Origin of the sequence: Deinococcus terrestris (assembly GCF_009377345.1) — a bacterium.
Taxonomy (GTDB): Bacteria; Deinococcota; Deinococci; order Deinococcales; family Deinococcaceae; genus Deinococcus; species Deinococcus terrestris.
Map to the genome: position 1 here is coordinate 632,459 of NZ_WBSL01000001.1, position 15,209 is coordinate 647,667.

The 15,209-nt window shown below is 70.6% G+C and carries 12 protein-coding genes; 6 read left to right on the forward strand and 6 right to left on the reverse strand.

What is annotated here, in order from left to right; all coding sequences use genetic code 11:
* Position 1: 1 nt before the first annotated feature.
* A complete protein-coding gene (locus F8S09_RS03140; protein ID WP_152868832.1) occupies positions 2-1,705 on the forward strand; it encodes a bifunctional metallophosphatase/5'-nucleotidase in 1,704 nt (567 codons plus the stop codon).
* Between the two features lie 45 nt (positions 1,706-1,750).
* Here F8S09_RS03140 and F8S09_RS03145 read toward each other — a convergent pair whose 3' ends face one another.
* Positions 1,751-2,215 (reverse strand): hypothetical protein, encoded by a 465-nt coding sequence (locus tag F8S09_RS03145; protein WP_152868833.1) that lies wholly within the window; start codon positions 2,213-2,215, stop codon positions 1,751-1,753.
* 30 nt (positions 2,216-2,245) lie between these two features.
* On the opposite strand from F8S09_RS03145, the gene F8S09_RS03150 reads away from it, so the two are divergent.
* The 3 genes from F8S09_RS03150 to F8S09_RS03160 all read left to right on the forward strand — a co-directional run bounded on the left by F8S09_RS03150 (position 2,246) and on the right by F8S09_RS03160 (position 6,156).
* Complete coding sequence (locus F8S09_RS03150; RefSeq protein ID WP_152868836.1) at positions 2,246-2,656, forward strand: DUF1622 domain-containing protein; 411 nt, start codon at positions 2,246-2,248, stop codon at positions 2,654-2,656.
* Positions 2,657-2,700: 44 nt separating this feature from the next.
* The gene (gene glgP, locus F8S09_RS03155) at positions 2,701-5,208 is read left to right on the forward strand and encodes an alpha-glucan family phosphorylase (RefSeq protein WP_152868838.1); all 2,508 of its coding nucleotides are present in this window, start codon (positions 2,701-2,703) and stop codon (positions 5,206-5,208) included.
* A 66-nt stretch (positions 5,209-5,274) separates the two neighbouring features.
* Entirely contained in the window at positions 5,275-6,156 is an 882-nt protein-coding gene (locus tag F8S09_RS03160; RefSeq protein WP_194165192.1) for an EamA family transporter, read from the forward strand.
* A 57-nt stretch (positions 6,157-6,213) separates the two neighbouring features.
* Here F8S09_RS03160 and pckA read toward each other — a convergent pair whose 3' ends face one another.
* From pckA to F8S09_RS03175, 3 genes are all read right to left on the reverse strand, one after another.
* Complete coding sequence (gene pckA / locus F8S09_RS03165) at positions 6,214-7,797, reverse strand: phosphoenolpyruvate carboxykinase (ATP) (protein ID WP_152868840.1); 1,584 nt, start codon at positions 7,795-7,797, stop codon at positions 6,214-6,216.
* 205 nt (positions 7,798-8,002) lie between these two features.
* Positions 8,003-9,088 (reverse strand): protease complex subunit PrcB family protein, encoded by a 1,086-nt coding sequence (locus tag F8S09_RS03170; protein ID WP_152868842.1) that lies wholly within the window; start codon positions 9,086-9,088, stop codon positions 8,003-8,005.
* Positions 9,089-9,157: 69 nt separating this feature from the next.
* Positions 9,158-10,840, reverse strand: a complete 1,683-nt coding sequence (locus F8S09_RS03175; protein WP_322618479.1) for a DNA repair protein RecN — start codon at positions 10,838-10,840, stop codon at positions 9,158-9,160.
* A 186-nt stretch (positions 10,841-11,026) separates the two neighbouring features.
* Between F8S09_RS03175 and F8S09_RS03180 the strand changes: the two genes are divergently transcribed.
* Positions 11,027-12,205: a flotillin family protein gene (locus F8S09_RS03180; protein WP_152868846.1), complete on the forward strand. Its 1,179-nt coding sequence runs from the start codon at positions 11,027-11,029 to the stop codon at positions 12,203-12,205.
* Between the two features lie 75 nt (positions 12,206-12,280).
* Positions 12,281-13,030 (forward strand): shikimate dehydrogenase, encoded by a 750-nt coding sequence (locus tag F8S09_RS03185; protein ID WP_152868848.1) that lies wholly within the window; start codon positions 12,281-12,283, stop codon positions 13,028-13,030.
* Positions 13,031-13,088: 58 nt separating this feature from the next.
* On the opposite strand, the gene F8S09_RS03190 is transcribed toward F8S09_RS03185, so the two are convergent.
* Entirely contained in the window at positions 13,089-14,090 is a 1,002-nt protein-coding gene (locus tag F8S09_RS03190) for an ABC transporter permease (RefSeq protein WP_152868850.1), read from the reverse strand.
* Between the two features lie 19 nt (positions 14,091-14,109).
* Positions 14,110-15,147 (reverse strand): ABC transporter permease, encoded by a 1,038-nt coding sequence (locus F8S09_RS03195; RefSeq protein WP_152868852.1) that lies wholly within the window; start codon positions 15,145-15,147, stop codon positions 14,110-14,112.
* Between the last annotated feature and the right edge of the window lie 62 nt (positions 15,148-15,209).

Here is a 15,209-nt window from a genome sequence, read left to right on the forward strand (position 1 = left end):
CATGAAACATAACTTCATGTTGGTCGGTGCCGCCCTCGCTCTGAGCGCGTGCACCACGGCTCCCAAGCCCTCCCCGGCGACTGACCCGGTCAATGTCACTGTTGTCGGCGTGAACGACTTCCACGGCAACCTGCTGCCCAGCACCAACTTCCGCATTCCCGATCCCGCCGACCGCACCAAGACGATCACGATTCCCGAGGTAGGCGGCATCGAGGCCATCGGCGGCCTGCTGGGGCAGATTCGCGCCGAGAACCCCAACACCGTCTTCGTGGGCGTGGGCGACATGACGGGCGCGAGTCCCCTGATCAGCGCCCTGCTGCGCGACGAGCCCACCATCAAGGCGCTGTCGCAGCTCGGGATGCAGGTCAACGTGCTGGGCAACCACGAGTTCGACTATGGGCTGACCGAACTCCAGCGCTTCCAGAAGGGCGGCTGCGCGAGCAACGACCTCACCCGCGCGTGCAAGTTCGAGAACACCTTCGCGGGGGCGGGGTTTTCCTACATCGCCGCCAACGTGGTGGACGAGAAGACCGGCGCCCGCGTCTTCCCGGCCTACAAGATGGTCAAGGTCGGCGGGGCGAACGTCGCCTTCGTGGGGGCCGTGCTGAGGGACACCCCCACCGTCGTGACGCCCTCGGGCGTGGCGGGCCTGCGCTTCGAGGACGAGGTGACGGCGATCAACCGCGTGGTGCCGCTGCTCAAGGTGGCGGGAGCCGACGCCATTGTGGCGCTGGTTCACCAGGGGGGCGCGGCGAGCGACGCCTTTGACATCGTGGACTGCAAGACCCTGACCGGCCCCATCGTGGACATCGCCAAGACCCTGGACCCCGCGATCAGCGCGGTCATGACCGGGCATACCCACAACGGCTACAACTGCCGCGTCGAAGGTCCGGACGGGCAGCCGCGCACCGTGATTCAGGGCAGCTCCAACGGCCGGTTGCTCCAGCGCCTCGACCTCAAGATCGATACCGTAGGGAACCGCGTGCTGGACATCAAGGCGCAGAACGTCCTCGTGAACGTGGCGACCGCCCCCAAGGACCCGGCCATGACCGCCATCGTGCAGAAGGCCAAGGCCCTGACCGACCCGGCCGCCGCGCAGGTCGTCGCCACCCTGGGCGTCGAGCAGATCACCCGCACCGCCAACGCGGCGGGCGAGAGTGCGCTGGGCGACGTGATCGCCGACTCGCAGCTCGCCGCCACCCGCGCTCCGGAAAAGGGCGGCGCCGTGATCGCTTTCATGAACCCCGGCGGCATCCGCGCCGACCTGCCCGTCAGGCCGAACCCCACACGCACCGTGACCTACGGCGACGTGTTCACAGTGCAGCCCTTCGGCAACACCCTGACCGTGGTGACCCTCACGGGCGCCCAGATCAAGGCCGTGCTCGAGCAGCAGTTCGACAACCCCAGCCCCGGTGGCAACCGCATCCTGCAAGTCAGCCAGGGCTTCGCCTACACCTGGGACAACAGCAAGCCCAAGGGCAGCAAGGTCGTGAGCATGACCCTGAACGGCGCGGCCATCGACCCCGCCGCGAACTACCGCGTCACCATCAACAACTTCCTCGCCGACGGCGGCGACAACTTCACCGTCTTCACCCAGGGCACCAACCGCACGGGCGGCGACGTGGACCTCGACGCCTTCCAGAACTACCTCAAGGCGAACACGGTCACGCCGGGACCGCTGAACCGCATCACCCGCCTGAACTGAGGCGCGGGAACCCAGGGAGGAGGGGCCGCCCGCGCCCCTCCTTCCCTATTTTTTCAGCAGCGCCGTGAGCTGCCGCCGCAGAGCGTCCAACACCGGCGCACTTTTCAGGCAGGCGGCCAGCGCCCGCGCCGCGTGGTGCTCGCTGCCCGTCATCCCGCCCGCGAGGTGGGCCAGCACGGTGGGATGCAGCCGCCCACGCACGAACAGGGCGTCGTCCAGCAGGTCGTCCACCGGCAGCCGGGCGCGGAGTTCGCCGTCCGGAGTCACCGTTTCCACGGTGGCCCGCCCCCGGTCATCCGCGACGAGGTGCGCGTGCAGGGGCCGCCCGGCGTGGCGCGAGACCTGCTCGATGGTGGGGATCAGGGCGCCCACCAGATTCGTCACCAGGCTCAGCCCCAGCAGGTGTGCCCGCCGCACGTCGGCCTCGCCACCGCCGAGGACCTGCGCCAGCCGCCGCGCGAGGCGCTCGCCCTCGGCGTGCAGCAGGGCCTGCTCCCCGTTCCCAGTCATGGCCGCACCCTAGCGCGGTAGGCTGCCCCCATGTCAGCCGAGGCGGTCAGTTTCCTGGGGAACTTCGAGGAACTCGTGCGGCAGGTCACCCTGACCCTCGCCACCGGGGTCGAGGCGGTGAGCGCCGTGATCGTGGGGTACGCGGTGCTGGAGTCGCTGTGGCGCCTCGCCGTGCGGCGGGTGGGCGGGCGCCAGAACATGGAGCTGCTGCGCCTGCGCCTCGGACACTGGCTCGCGCTGGTGCTGGAACTGCTGCTCGCCGCCGATATCCTCAAGACGGCGGTCGCCCCCACCTGGGACGACATCGGCAAGCTGGCCGCCATTGCGGGCATCCGCACCGCCCTGAACTACTTCCTCGACCGCGAGGTCCGCGAGGAACAGCGCATCCAGGCCGAGCACGCCGCCGCGCCTGCACATCCGCTGCCGCAAAACTCTGGCTGAGCCTGCCCCTCCCCCCGGCCCGCTTCGGATAAGCTCGGCAGGATATGAACGTTCTCGGTCAGGTCACCGTTCTCCCGGAGCTGCCGCCCGCCCTCGCCCGGCTCTCCGACCTCGCCTATAACCTCTACTGGTCGTGGACCCCGCACGCGCAGGCCCTCTACCGCGACCTCGACGCGTCGTTATGGGAGCGCTTCCAGCACAACCCGGTGCGGCTGCTGCTGGAAGTGCCCCAGGCCCGGCTGGACGAGGCCGCCGCCGACCTCGCCTACCTGGAGCGTTACCGGGCCGTGATCGCGGACTTCGACGCGTACCTGAACAAGACCGACACCTGGGCCAGCCGCCACGCCTCCGGCCTCGCGCCCGTCGCCTACTTCTCGATGGAGTACGGCTTCCACGAGTCGCTGCCCATCTACTCCGGCGGCCTCGGGGTGCTGGCGGGCGACCACTGCAAGAGTGCGTCCGACCTGGGGCTGCCCTTCACGGCGGTGGGGATGCTCTTCCACCAGGGGTACTTCCGGCAGATGCTCAACCGCGACGGCTGGCAGGAGGAAGCCTACGACGAACTGGACCTGACCACCCTGCCCCTGCGCCCGGCCCACACCCCGGCAGGCGAGGAGGCCCGCGTGTCGGTGCAGATCGCCGGGCGTGAGGTCCACGTGCGCGTCTGGGAACTTCTGATCGGGCGCATCCGCGTGCTGCTGCTGGACACCAACGTGCCCGAGAACTCGCCCGAGGACCGCAAGCTCACGGCGCGGCTGTACGGCGGCAACCAGGAACTGCGCTTCCAGCAGTACGTGCTGCTGGGCGTGGCGGGCATCCGGGCGCTGCGGGCGCTGGAAGTCCCGGCGCAGGTCTACCACATGAACGAGGGCCACGCCGCCCTGCTGGGGCTGGAGCGCGTGCGTGAACTCGTCGGCGGTGGGCTGGACTTCCGCACCGCGACCGAGGCGGTCGCCGCCTCCACCCTCTTCACCACCCACACGCCGGTTCCGGCGGGCAACGACGCCTTCGCCTACGACCTCGTAGACCGCTATCTGGGCGGGTGGCCCGAGGCGCTGGGCACCACGCGCGACGACCTCTACGCGCTGGCCCGTCACGACCAGCAGTGGGACGGCCACTGGGTGCCCACCTTCTCCATGACGGTGTTCGCGCTCGCCATGAGCCGCGCGGCGAACGGCGTCTCCGAGCTGCACGGCGAGGTCAGCCGTGACATGTGGAAGTTCCTCTACCCCGGCGCGGAAGCCGCCGAGGTGCCCATCGGCCACGTCACCAACGGGGCGCACAACCTCACCTTCACCTCGCAGGCGATGCGCGACCTGCTCTCGACCGTGCTGCCGGGCGACTGGACCGAGCACTTGGAAGACGAGGCGATGTGGGAGGCGATCGAGCGCCTCACTGACACGCAGCTCAGCGAGGTGCAGCGCGACATGAAGCGCGAGATGGTCGCTTTCGTGCGCTCGCGGGTGCGCGAGCAGGGCCTGCGGAACGGAGCGTCGGCCTCCGACCTCGCTGCCACCGACGGGCTGCTCTCGGAGGACGCCCTGACCATCGGCTTTGCCCGCCGCTTCGCCACCTACAAGCGGGCCACCTTGCTGTTCCGCGACCGTGAGCGCCTCGCGCGGATCGTGAATGACCCTGAGCGCCCGGTGCAGTTCGTCTTCGCGGGCAAGGCGCACCCTGCCGACAACCCCGGCAAGGCCTTTATCCAGGAGATCTACCGGATGTCGCAGCAGCCCGAGTTCCGGGGCAAGATCGTCATTCTGGAAAACTACGACATGAACGTCGCCCGTCACCTGGTGCAGGGGGTGGACATCTGGCTGAACAACCCCCGCCGCCCGCTGGAGGCGTCGGGCACCAGCGGCATGAAGGCCAGCTTCAACGGGGCGCCCAACTTCTCCATCCTCGACGGGTGGTGGCGCGAGGGCTACGACGGCACCAACGGCTGGCCTATCGGCGAGGAGCGCGAGTACGCCGACCTCAACGTGCAGGATGAGGCCGACGCCCACAGCCTCTACACCACGCTGGAAGATCAGATCGTCCCGAGCTATTACGGCGACCGGGCGGGCTGGGCGAGGACGGTGCGCCGGGCTATTCGCACCGTCTCGCCGCGCTTTTCCATGCAGCGGCAGGTCATCGACTACGTGCGCCAGTACTACGTGCCCCTGAGCGAGCGCGGCGCGGCCCTCTCCGCCGGAAACGCCGCCCGCGCCCGCCAGATCGCGGAGTGGAAGGCCTGGGTGCGCGGGCAGTGGCCCCACACCCGCCTGAGCGCGAGTGCCGACCTGCCCGCCACCGCCCGCCCCGGCCAGACGGTGGAGGTCCGGGCACAGGTGCAGTCTGCGGGCATCCGCCCCGAGGACCTGCGCGTGGAGGCGGTCCTCAAGCGCGGCGACGACGTGACCCGTTTCCCGCTGGAGCGCCAGGGCGACGGCAGCTACCGCGCCGCCGTGCCCCTGCCCGGCAGCGGCCTGTACACCGTGGGCGTGCGGATGGTCCCGGTGATCGAGGGCCTGAGCAACGGGCTGGAGGCTGGGCTGATCCGCTGGGCGTAACCCGTCTGGACAGGGGGGGGCGGGGCGTCGTGCTCCGGCCTCCTTTCCATTCGTCCGCCCCCTACAATGCCCCCCGTGCGCCTGCCTGCCCTGCCGCCCATTCCCTCGCTGCTCGTCGCCATGCTGAGCATTCAGGGGGGGGCGGCCTTTGCCAAGTCGCTGTTTCCCACCCTGGGGGCGGCGGGCACAACCGGGCTGCGCGTGACGCTGGCGGCGGCGATCCTGGGCCTGGTCTTCCGGCCCCGCCTGCGCGAACTGCCCTGGGCCGCGTGGCGGGCGATCCTGCCCTACGGGGCGGCGCTGGGCCTGATGAACCTGACCTTCTACCTCTCGCTGACGCGGCTGCCGCTGGGCCTGGCCGTCACGCTGGAGTTCGTGGGGCCGCTGGTGCTGTCGCTGGTCCTCTCGCGCCGGGTGCAGGATCTGGGCTGGGTGGCGCTGGCCGCGCTGGGCATCCTCCTGATCGCACCGCGTGGCGGGGTGGGGGAGGGGCTGGACCCCATCGGCGTGGCGCTGGCATTGACGGCCGGGGCTTTCTGGGCGCTGTACATCCTGGCCGGGGGCGCGGTGGGGCGGCGGGTGCCCGGCGTGACGGGGGTGGTCGCGGGCATGACGGTGGCCGCTGCCGTGACCCTGCCCTTCGGCATCGTGCAGGCGGGGACGGGTTTGCTGGCTCCCAGCGCCCTCCTCGCGGGGCTGGCGGTCGCCGTCCTCTCCAGCGCCCTGCCCTACAGCCTGGAGATGGCCGCCCTCCGAGCCATTCCCGCCCGCGTCTTCGGCGTGCTGATGAGTCTGGAGCCTGCCATCGCCGCGCTGAGCGGCCTCCTCTTTCTGGGGGAGCGCCTCACGCTGGGGCAGTGGCTGGCGATGGGCTGCGTGATTGCGGCGAGTGTAGGCATCACCCTGAGCGGGGCGCAGAAGGTGGCCGTGCCCGAGCCGGTGAACTGAAAGCGCCGCCAAGAAGAAGCCCCAGCCAAAGCCGGGGCTTTTCTCGTAGGGCAACGTTTACCCGTGGTCCGGCATGCTCGCCGTCACCGCCGGGTCCACGCCGTCCTCGAACCGCTTGAAGTTCTCGCGGAACATTCCGGCCAGCTTGCGGGCGGTGCGGTCGTAGGCGCCCTTGTCGGCCCACGCCTGACGGGGGTTGAGCACCTCGGCAGGCACGCCGGGGACCTCGGTGGGAATCTCCAGGTCGAAGAAGGGCTCGCGCTCGAAGGCCACGCTGTCCAGCTCACCGTTCAGCGCCGCGTTAATCAGGGCGCGGGTGTGCCGGATGCTCATGCGCTGGCCCACGCCGTACTGCCCGCCGCTCCAGCCGGTGTTCACCAGCCACACGCGCACGCCGTGCTCCTGCACCTTGTCGGCCAGCAGCTTGGCGTACTCGCCGGGGTGACGGGGCATGAAGGGCGCCCCGAAGCAGGTCGAGAAGGTGGGCTGCGGCTCGGTTACGCCCTGCTCGGTGCCGGGGATCTTGGCGGTAAAGCCGCTGATGAACTGGTACATCGTCTGCTCGGGGCTCAGGCGGCTGATGGGCGGCAGTACCCCGTAGGCGTCGGCGGTCAGGAACACCACGTTGCGCGGATGCCCGGCCATGCCCTCTTCCACGATGTTTGCGATCTCGGTGATGGGGTACGCCGAACGGGTGTTCTCGGTGAGGCTGCCGTCGTCGAGGTTCGGGGTGCCGTCGTCATTGAGGACCACGTTCTCCAGCACCGTGCCGTAGGTCCGGGTGGTCTGGTAGATGGCGGGCTCGGCCTCCGCGTTCAGATTGATGACCTTCGCGTAGCAGCCGCCCTCGAAGTTGAAGATTCCCCGGTCGCTCCAGCCGTGCTCGTCGTCCCCGATCAGCTTGCGGCTGGGGTCGGCCGAGAGGGTCGTCTTGCCCGTCCCGCTCAGGCCGAAGAAGAGGGCCACGTCGCCGCCCTCGCCCACGTTGGCCGAGCAGTGCATCGGCATCACGCCCCGCTCCGGCAGCAGGAAGTTCATCACGCCGAAGATGCCCTTCTTGTTCTCGCCCGCGTACTGGGTGCCGCCCACCAGAATCATCTGGCGGGTGAAGTTCACCAGAATGAAGGTGTCGCTGCGGACGCCGTCTGTCGCGGGGTCGGCCTTGAACGACGGCAGGTTCAGAATGGTCCACTGCGCCTCGAACCCCTCGCGCTCCTGCGGGGTGGGCCGCACGAACATGTTGCGCACGAACAGCGAGTGGTACGCCATCTCGGTCACGGCCCGCACGGGCAGGCGGTACTCGGGATCGGTGCCCGCGAAGACGTCCTGCACGAACAGCTCGCGGCCCTCGGCGTAGGCGGTCATCTTCTCCAGCAGCCGGTCGAAGACCTCGGGCGTGGTCGGCGTGTTGAACCCGCCCCACCACACGGCGTCCCGCGTGAGGTCGTCTTCGACGATAAAGCGGTCCTTGGGGCTGCGGCCGGTCTTGTTGGTGCGGACAGTCAGCGGGCCGGTGGCGGCCTGCACACCCTCACCGAGGCGGATGGCGGCGGCATACAGCTCGTCCACGCCGGGATTGTGGTGCACGGTGGCATTGCGAATGCCGAGGGCTTGCAGCAGGGGGGGCTGGGTCAGGCTCATGGGGTCCTCCGGGAATTCGAATGGCAGGAATGTGACCTTGTAACGAGGTTATCCTGCCGCATGAAGCGGTTCCACACCAAACCCGCCCCTGTCACATCCCCGGAAACAGCAGCTTTTCTCGCTTTCAGTCCAGCGAAGGGGGACGGCCGGAAAGGTAGACGCGACGACCCCACCCGCCGAGCGAATGGGGTCGGGGGGCAGGAGATCAGCGCGTCTGGCCGCCCGCGCCGCCGCCGAGCTGAACGGGTCGCCCGGAGCCGTCCACAAGCTGCACGCTCTGAAACACACCCGGCACCCGGACCAGCGTCCACGGACTGGTGAGGGCCTGGGTGGTGATCGCCCCCGCCCCCGGTGACCGAATCTCGACTGTGAGGGTCAGGGTGCCGCCCTGCACGCTGGCCCCGGTGACCCGGACGCCGTAGCCCCCGGTGGGCCGCTGCCCTAGGAACACGCCGACCACCGTTTCCCCGGTCCGGAGCGCCGGAACCCCGGGGGCGCCGGTCTGGTTGCCGTAGGCCACCCGATACAGGGCGTTCAGAGCGCTCTGCGAGGTGGCGAGCTGGACGGCCGGGTTGTTCTGGGCAGCGTTGGTGCCGCTGGCAAGTTCGGTGACGGTCACGCGGCCTCCGGCGGTGGGGGGCGCCGCCGGGGTGCCAGGTTGGGCGGCCAGGGTCGGCACCCCGGACTGGATGTAGAGCGCCGTGTGGCGGTACTCGGCGGGGGTCGGCTCCACCGTCAGGCGGGGGTCGGGCACTTCAGCTTCTGGCAGCACTGTCACCGCGAGCGGTCCCTGCCCGGTGAGCGCCCGTGAGAGCACGTCGGCCTCGGCGTCGGTCAGCTCGCCCGCGCCGCGCAACCCGCTCACCGGGAGGGCGGTGAGGTTGGCACCGGAGGCCCCGTTCAGCCGCAGCCACGTGCGCCCGTCGGTGAAATAGACGGTGCCCCGCGCCTCGTTGACCGGAACCGAGAAGCGCCCCAGCGTGTCCCGCGTCACGGCCAGCTTGGGCGTCACGGTCGAGGTGGGCAGGCGGTAGGTGGCCGCCCCATTCACGCTGAGGGTGCCCGGCAGCGCGAGCGGATCGCTGATCTGGGGGCGCAGGTCGAGGGGCGTGCCGTTCACCTTGACACTGCCCCGGCCGCCTTCCAGTGCTCCGTACACCCACACGATCCTCTCCTGGGTGCCGCCATACAGCGCGACCTCATGCACCCGCAGCGAGCCAGGACCGGTCATGGTGCAGCCCGCCAGCAGGCCCGTCCCCAGCAGGGCGGCGCCCATCATCGTCTTCTTCATGACGCTCAGCTTATGGGCCGCGTCTGACCGAGGACTGAAGGCCACCTTGACCAAGTCCCCACCTGCCCTTCAACCGTGCGAGAGCAGCTCGTGGGCGTGCGAAAGAGCGACTTCCGAGGTGTTTCCACTGAGCATCCGGGCGATCTCCTCCAGCCGCTCGTCTTTGGTGAGGAGGCGGACGTGGCTCACCGTGCGCCCGTTCTCCACCCGTTTCTCCACCTTGTAGTGGTGGTCGGCGCGGGCCGCGATCTGCGCGAGGTGGGTGACCACCAGCACCTGCCGCCCCCCCGCCAGCCCCGCGAGTTGCCCCGCCACCGCTAGCGCCGCCGCCCCGCCGATCCCGGCGTCCACCTCGTCGAAGACCACAGTGGGCGTGTCGGCCCCCAGCACGGTGGAGATGGCGAGCATCACCCGCGACAGCTCGCCGCCCGAGGCCACGTCCGCCAGCGGGCCGAGGTCCTCGCCGGGGTTGGCGGTGAAAGCGAGGGCCACGTCGCTTAGCCCGGACGGACCGGGCGCGGCCAGGGGCGAGAGCCGGAACTCCAGCCGGGCGTGCGGCATCCCCAGTTCTCGGATGACCGCGACCAGCCGGGCAGCAAGCGGCCCCGCCACCTCCCGCCGCGCCCGGTCCAGCGCCTCGCCCTCGCGGACGGCCTGGGCGTGGAGGCGTTCCACCTCCGCCTCCAGGCTGCCCGCATCTTGCTCGTCGCGGGTCAGGCGGTTCAGGTCAGTTTCTGCCTCGGCGTGGAAGGCCAGCACGTCCTCCAGGGTGGGGCCGTATTTGGCCCGCAGCTTGCCCAGCGCGGAGAGGCGGCCCTCCACCCGCGCGAGTTCCTCGGGGTCGGGGGCACTGTCCTCGGCCACCCCACGCAGCTCGCCCACGACCGCCTGCACGGCGTCCAGGGCTTCCCGCAGGTCGTGCTGAAGCTGCCCGCTCGCCTCGTCGTATTTCGCCCCCGCATTCAGCGCCTTGACCGCCTCCGCGATCAGTCCAGCGGCGGTCGTCTCGCCCTCTGAGAGCAGCTCCAGCGCTCCCGCCGCCCCCTGGGCGATGGTTTCCAGATTCGACAACCGGGTGAGTTCCGCCGTCAGCGGCTCCTCCTCACCGGGCTGGGGAGAGACTTCCGTGATCTCGCGCACCTGAAAGGCCAGTAGGTCGAGCTGACGCGCCCGCTCGCGCTCGCCTGCCCGCAGGGCTTCGAGTCGGGCGCGGGCCTCGGTCCAGGCCCGGTACGCCCCCGCGTAGGCCGCCGCCTCGCCGGGCACCTGGCGGTCGAGCAGCGCCCGCTGCCGCGCCGGACTGAGCAGCGTCACCGCGCTGTGCTGCCAGTGGATTGTCAGGCGCTGTCCTGACCACTCCCCCAGCTCGCGCACGCTCACGGGCTCGCCGTCCAGCCGCGCGGTGCCGCGTCCCCCGGCGGTGACCCGGCGGCTGGCGCTGAACTCGTCCCCGCCTTCTTCCCAGAAGCCCGACACCAGCAGGCTCTCCTCTCCGGTGCGAATCAGGTCCGCATTCGCCCGGGTGCCCAGCAGCAGCCCCAGCGCGTCCACGATGATGCTCTTGCCCGCGCCCGTCTCGCCGGTAAAGGCGGAAAAGCCGGGGCGCAGCTCCAGCGAGAGGTCACGGATGGTGGCAAGGTGCCGCACTTCCAGGCGGCTGAGCAGTGGCAGGGTGGGGTGGGAGGAAACAGTCGAGGCCTCCCGCGCGGCGGGCACGGGGGCAACCTGGGGGGTGCGGGCCTTGCGGGTCACGCCCCCGAGTCTAGAGCGTGGGGCCGGGGGCAGAGTGCGACCCGGTTGCCCAAGCGGGGGGCCGAACATGAAACCCGCGTTACGTTCGCCCCACACTCCCTCCCGGCGCGGCGCCGACAATGGGGCCGCAAGGTTTTCCTGCGCGGCCTTCCCGCCGCCGCCCCCGGAAGACGAAAGGAGTCCCCGATGAACAACCACACTTCGCGCCAGGACCGTGAGGCGCCCTCCTCCAAGGACCAGGGCACCCTGGGCATCCTGAATCTGCTGCTGCTAGGCGGCCTCGCCGCAGCGGCGCTGAACACGAGCGCCCGCCAGCGCGTCATGGGCGGCACCAAGGGCCTCGTCACTGCCGCTGGGCACACGCTGGAGGAGACGGTCAAGCCCGCGCTCGCCACCGCCGCCGAGCAGGTTTCGCAGGTTGCCCAGACCGCCGTCCAGAAGGGCGCGGGGGCCGTGCAGACCCTGCGCGAGGAGGCACCAGGCCGCGCCCACAGCCTGCTCGAAACCGTGCAGGAGGTCGCCGGGGCCGCTGCGAGCACCGTCGCCCACAAGGCCGCCGACCTGACCCACGCCGCCGCCGAACTCGCCGAGGAGGGCCGCGAGGGCGCCGCCCACCTGGCCCAGGGTGCCCGGCACCAGATCGCCCGCGAGGTCCATGAGGCTCAACGGAGTGGGGAGCGCGTGGTCGCCAAGGTCAGCCGTGACGCGCAGGGTGCCCGCCAGGACGCCGAACGCCGCCTCACCCGCGCCCGCCGTGAGGCCGAGCGCGAACTCAAGGCTGCCCGCCGCAACTGGGACCAGGGCCGCCTGGAACGAGAGGTGGAAAGGCGCATCGCTCCCCTGAACAAGCAGGTCAGCCGTGAACTCGCCCGCCTGGAGAAGGAAGCCAAGAAGGCCAAGGGCCGCGCCCGTCAGGACCGCCGCAAGGAAGCCGAGGCCGGGGGCGGCCTGGGGGGGACCACCCTGCTGATCGCCCTCGTCGGGGGCGCGATTGTCCTGGCCCGCGTGCCCGCCGCCCGTCAGGGAATCTTGAAGGCCGTCGAGGGCGTCAGCCCCGAGGCCGCCGAGCGCCTGCACAAGTTCAGCCGCGACGCCCGCAATGTGGTGGGCTCCATGTGGCTCGAAAGCCTCGACGAGTCCCAGCCCGCCCCGGCTCCTGCCAAGCCTGCCTCGGCACCGCCGGCCAGCGCTTCGGCGACCGACCCGGTGACCACCCAGGCTGCTGCCGGTACAGCGACCGCTCCTGCCGACGCGGGCACCAGCGGCGCGACCTGGGGCGGCTCGCCCGCGCCGGACTCGCCCGCAGCGAGCGGCGCCACCCAGGGCGACGGCTCCAAGCAGGGCGACCAGAAGCGCCAGAACTGAGCCCTTCACCTGCTGCGGCGCTGCCCCCAACTGGAGGCGGCGCCCTTGCCATACCGGGCGCTAGACTGCCCCCCGATGCGCTCTCCCAGCGACGCTCCCCTGGCCCTGATCGGGTACTCCACCGACGCCGCCCGCGCCCTGCGGGAGGCCGGACTGCTCGCCGTGCCTGTTCCCGACGACGAACCCGCCGCTGTGCTGGAGGCCTGCCGCACCCTGCGCTTCGTGGGGGCACTCGTCCACCCCTCGCGTGAGGTGGCCCTCGCCGGGCATGTGGACCCCGACCCCGACGCCCGCCGGGTGGGGCGGGTGGACGCGGTGGCTTTCGGAAGGGAAGCGCACGGCACCTATGCCCTCGCAGACGCGCTGATGGACGCGGTGGAGGGGAGCGGGTACGCCGCACGCGGCGCGGACGCCCTGCTGCTGGGCTCCGGGACCGACCTCGCCCGAGCCCTCCCGCTGCTGCGGCTGGGCTTCGGCAACGTGGGCATCGTGGCCGACTCCTACCCGGAGGCCGAGCGCTTTGCCCGCGACGTGCCTGCCGGGGTCCGCGCCTTTCCGGTGGGGCGGCGCGACTCGGCCCTCGCCTCGCTCGCCGAACGGGCGGACCTGATTGTGCTGACGGGCGGCTCCGTCCCCCCCGGCCTCCTCCAGCCGTACCACACTCTGGTGGACCTCACCGGACAGGCGAGCACCGGGAGCAGCGGCGCAGCGCGGCTCGACCTCACCCGGCTGCCCGAACTGCGGCTGGTGCGTCAACTGCTGCACGCCACCGGGCAGCGTTACCGCCCCGAGGACCTGAGCGACCTCGCGGCGGCGCTGGTCTGAACACGGAGAGGGACAGAGGGCCGGGACGCTTCCCACCCTCTGCCCCTCTCCATCGCCACTACTGGGTACTTCTGGGGTCCAGCACGTCCCGCAGGCCATCTCCGAGCAGATTGAAGCCCAGCACGGTCAGGAAGATGGCGAGGCCCGGAAAGACCATCGTCCACGGCGCGTCCACGTAGTACTGGCGCGAGTCGCTGATCATGGTGCCCCACTCGGGCAGCGGCGGCTGCGCCCCGATGCCCAGGAAGCCCAGCGCGGCAACCTCGATGGTGGCGGTGGCGATGCTCAGGGCGCCTTGCACGATCAGCGGCGAGAGGCTGTTGGGCAGCACGTGCCGGAAGACCATCCGCCCCTGCGAGGCTCCCAGCGCCCCCGCCGCCTGCACGAACTCGCGCTCGCGCACGCTCAGGACCACCGACCGGGCCAGGCGCATGTAGACGGGCACCTGCACCAGCGACACCGCCAGCATCGCCGTGACCAGCTGTGGGCTGTTCAGCGCAAAGAGGCGGTCGAGTGCCGCGATCAACACGGGCGGGTTGTCGCTGGAAAAGATGCTGGCGAACCCGATGGCAAGCAGGATGGACGGAAAGGCCAGCATCACGTCGCTGAGGTAGCCCGTCACGGAGTCCAGCCAACCGCCGAAATAGCCCGACAGCACCCCCAGCAACGTGCCCACGATCAGGGCGAGGAACGTGCTGACCACACCCACCTTGAGGCTGAGCTGCGCCCCGTGCAGCACGCGGGTGGCAACCGAGCGCCCCAGGTTGTCGGTGCCGAAGGGCGCTTTCCACACGTCCACCTGCCCGGTGACCGGGTCGCGGTACTCTTCGGCCACCTCCGGATTCCACAGCGCGGCGACCGAGGGCGGCTTGAGGTTGAGGCGGTAATCGCGGTCGGTGGTGGGATCGTAGGGCACCAGCACCGGGGCGAGCAGCGCCAGCAGCACGAAGACGGCCACGATCACCGCGCCCACCTTGCCGGGCGTGGAGCGGCGGAAGCGCCGCCAGAAGATGCTGGGGGGCCGCTTGACGGCGGCGCGGGGAGGGGAGAGGGTGGTCATAGGTACCTCATGGGGGCCGTCACCGGTATTGAATGCGGGGGTCCAGCGCCGCGTAGCTGAGGTCCACCACCAGGTTGACCACACTGACGACGAGCGCGGCAAAAATCACCCCGCCCTGAATGATGGGGTAGTCGCGCAGGCTGATCGCGTCGTAGACCCACGACCCCAGCCCAGGCCACGAGAAGATCGTCTCGGTGAGCACCGCGCCGCCCAGCAGCGCCCCCGCCTGCAACCCGATCACGGTGACCACCGGCAGCAGGGCGTTGCGCAGCGCGTGCTTGACGGTCACGTGACGGGGAGCGAGCCCCTTGGCCCGCGCGGTCCGCACGTAGTCCTGCCCCAGCACCTCCAGCAGACTCGACCGGGTGATGCGGGCGATGATCGCCAGCGGAATGGACCCCAGCGCGACCGCAGGCAGAATCAGGTGCCGGATGGCGTCCCAGGCGGCGGCGGGCTGCCCCCGCAACAGGGCGTCCAGCACGTAGAAGCCCGTGATCGGCTCCAGCACCGTCTCGTTGCCCAGCCGCGCCGAGGGCGGCAGCCAGCCCAGCTTCACCGCGAAGAAGTACGACAGCAGCAGCCCCAGCCAGAACACCGGCATGCTGACGCCCACCAGACTGACCGTGGTCGCCACGTTGTCCCACGCACTGTTGCGCCGCAGCGCCGCCACGATCCCGGCAGGCAGCCCGATCAGGAGGGCGAACAGCAGCGCCGCGACGCTCAGCTCGGCGGTCGCCGGAAAGCGCGAGGCAAGTTCGTCGCGCACCGGGATATTGCTTTTCAGGCCGCTGCCCAGGTCCCCTTGCAGCAGCCCGGCCACGTAGCGCGGGTACTGCGCGTCCAGCGGGTTGCTGGGGTTCCCGAAGTTGATAAACCAGGGCTTGTTCAGCCCCAGTTGCTCGCGCAGGGCCGCCGCCGCTTCCGGCGTGGCCCGCTCGCCCAGCAGCGCGGTGGCCGGGTCGCCGGGAATGGACCGCACGAACGCAAAGACCACCACGCTGATTCCGATCATGACCAGCAGGGTCCGCAGCAGGCGGCGAATCACGTAACTGCCCAAGATTTCGGCTCCTCTCTCGTGAGCAAGGAGGAGGGCGCGGGGCTCCGGGCTTTCCGACTCTG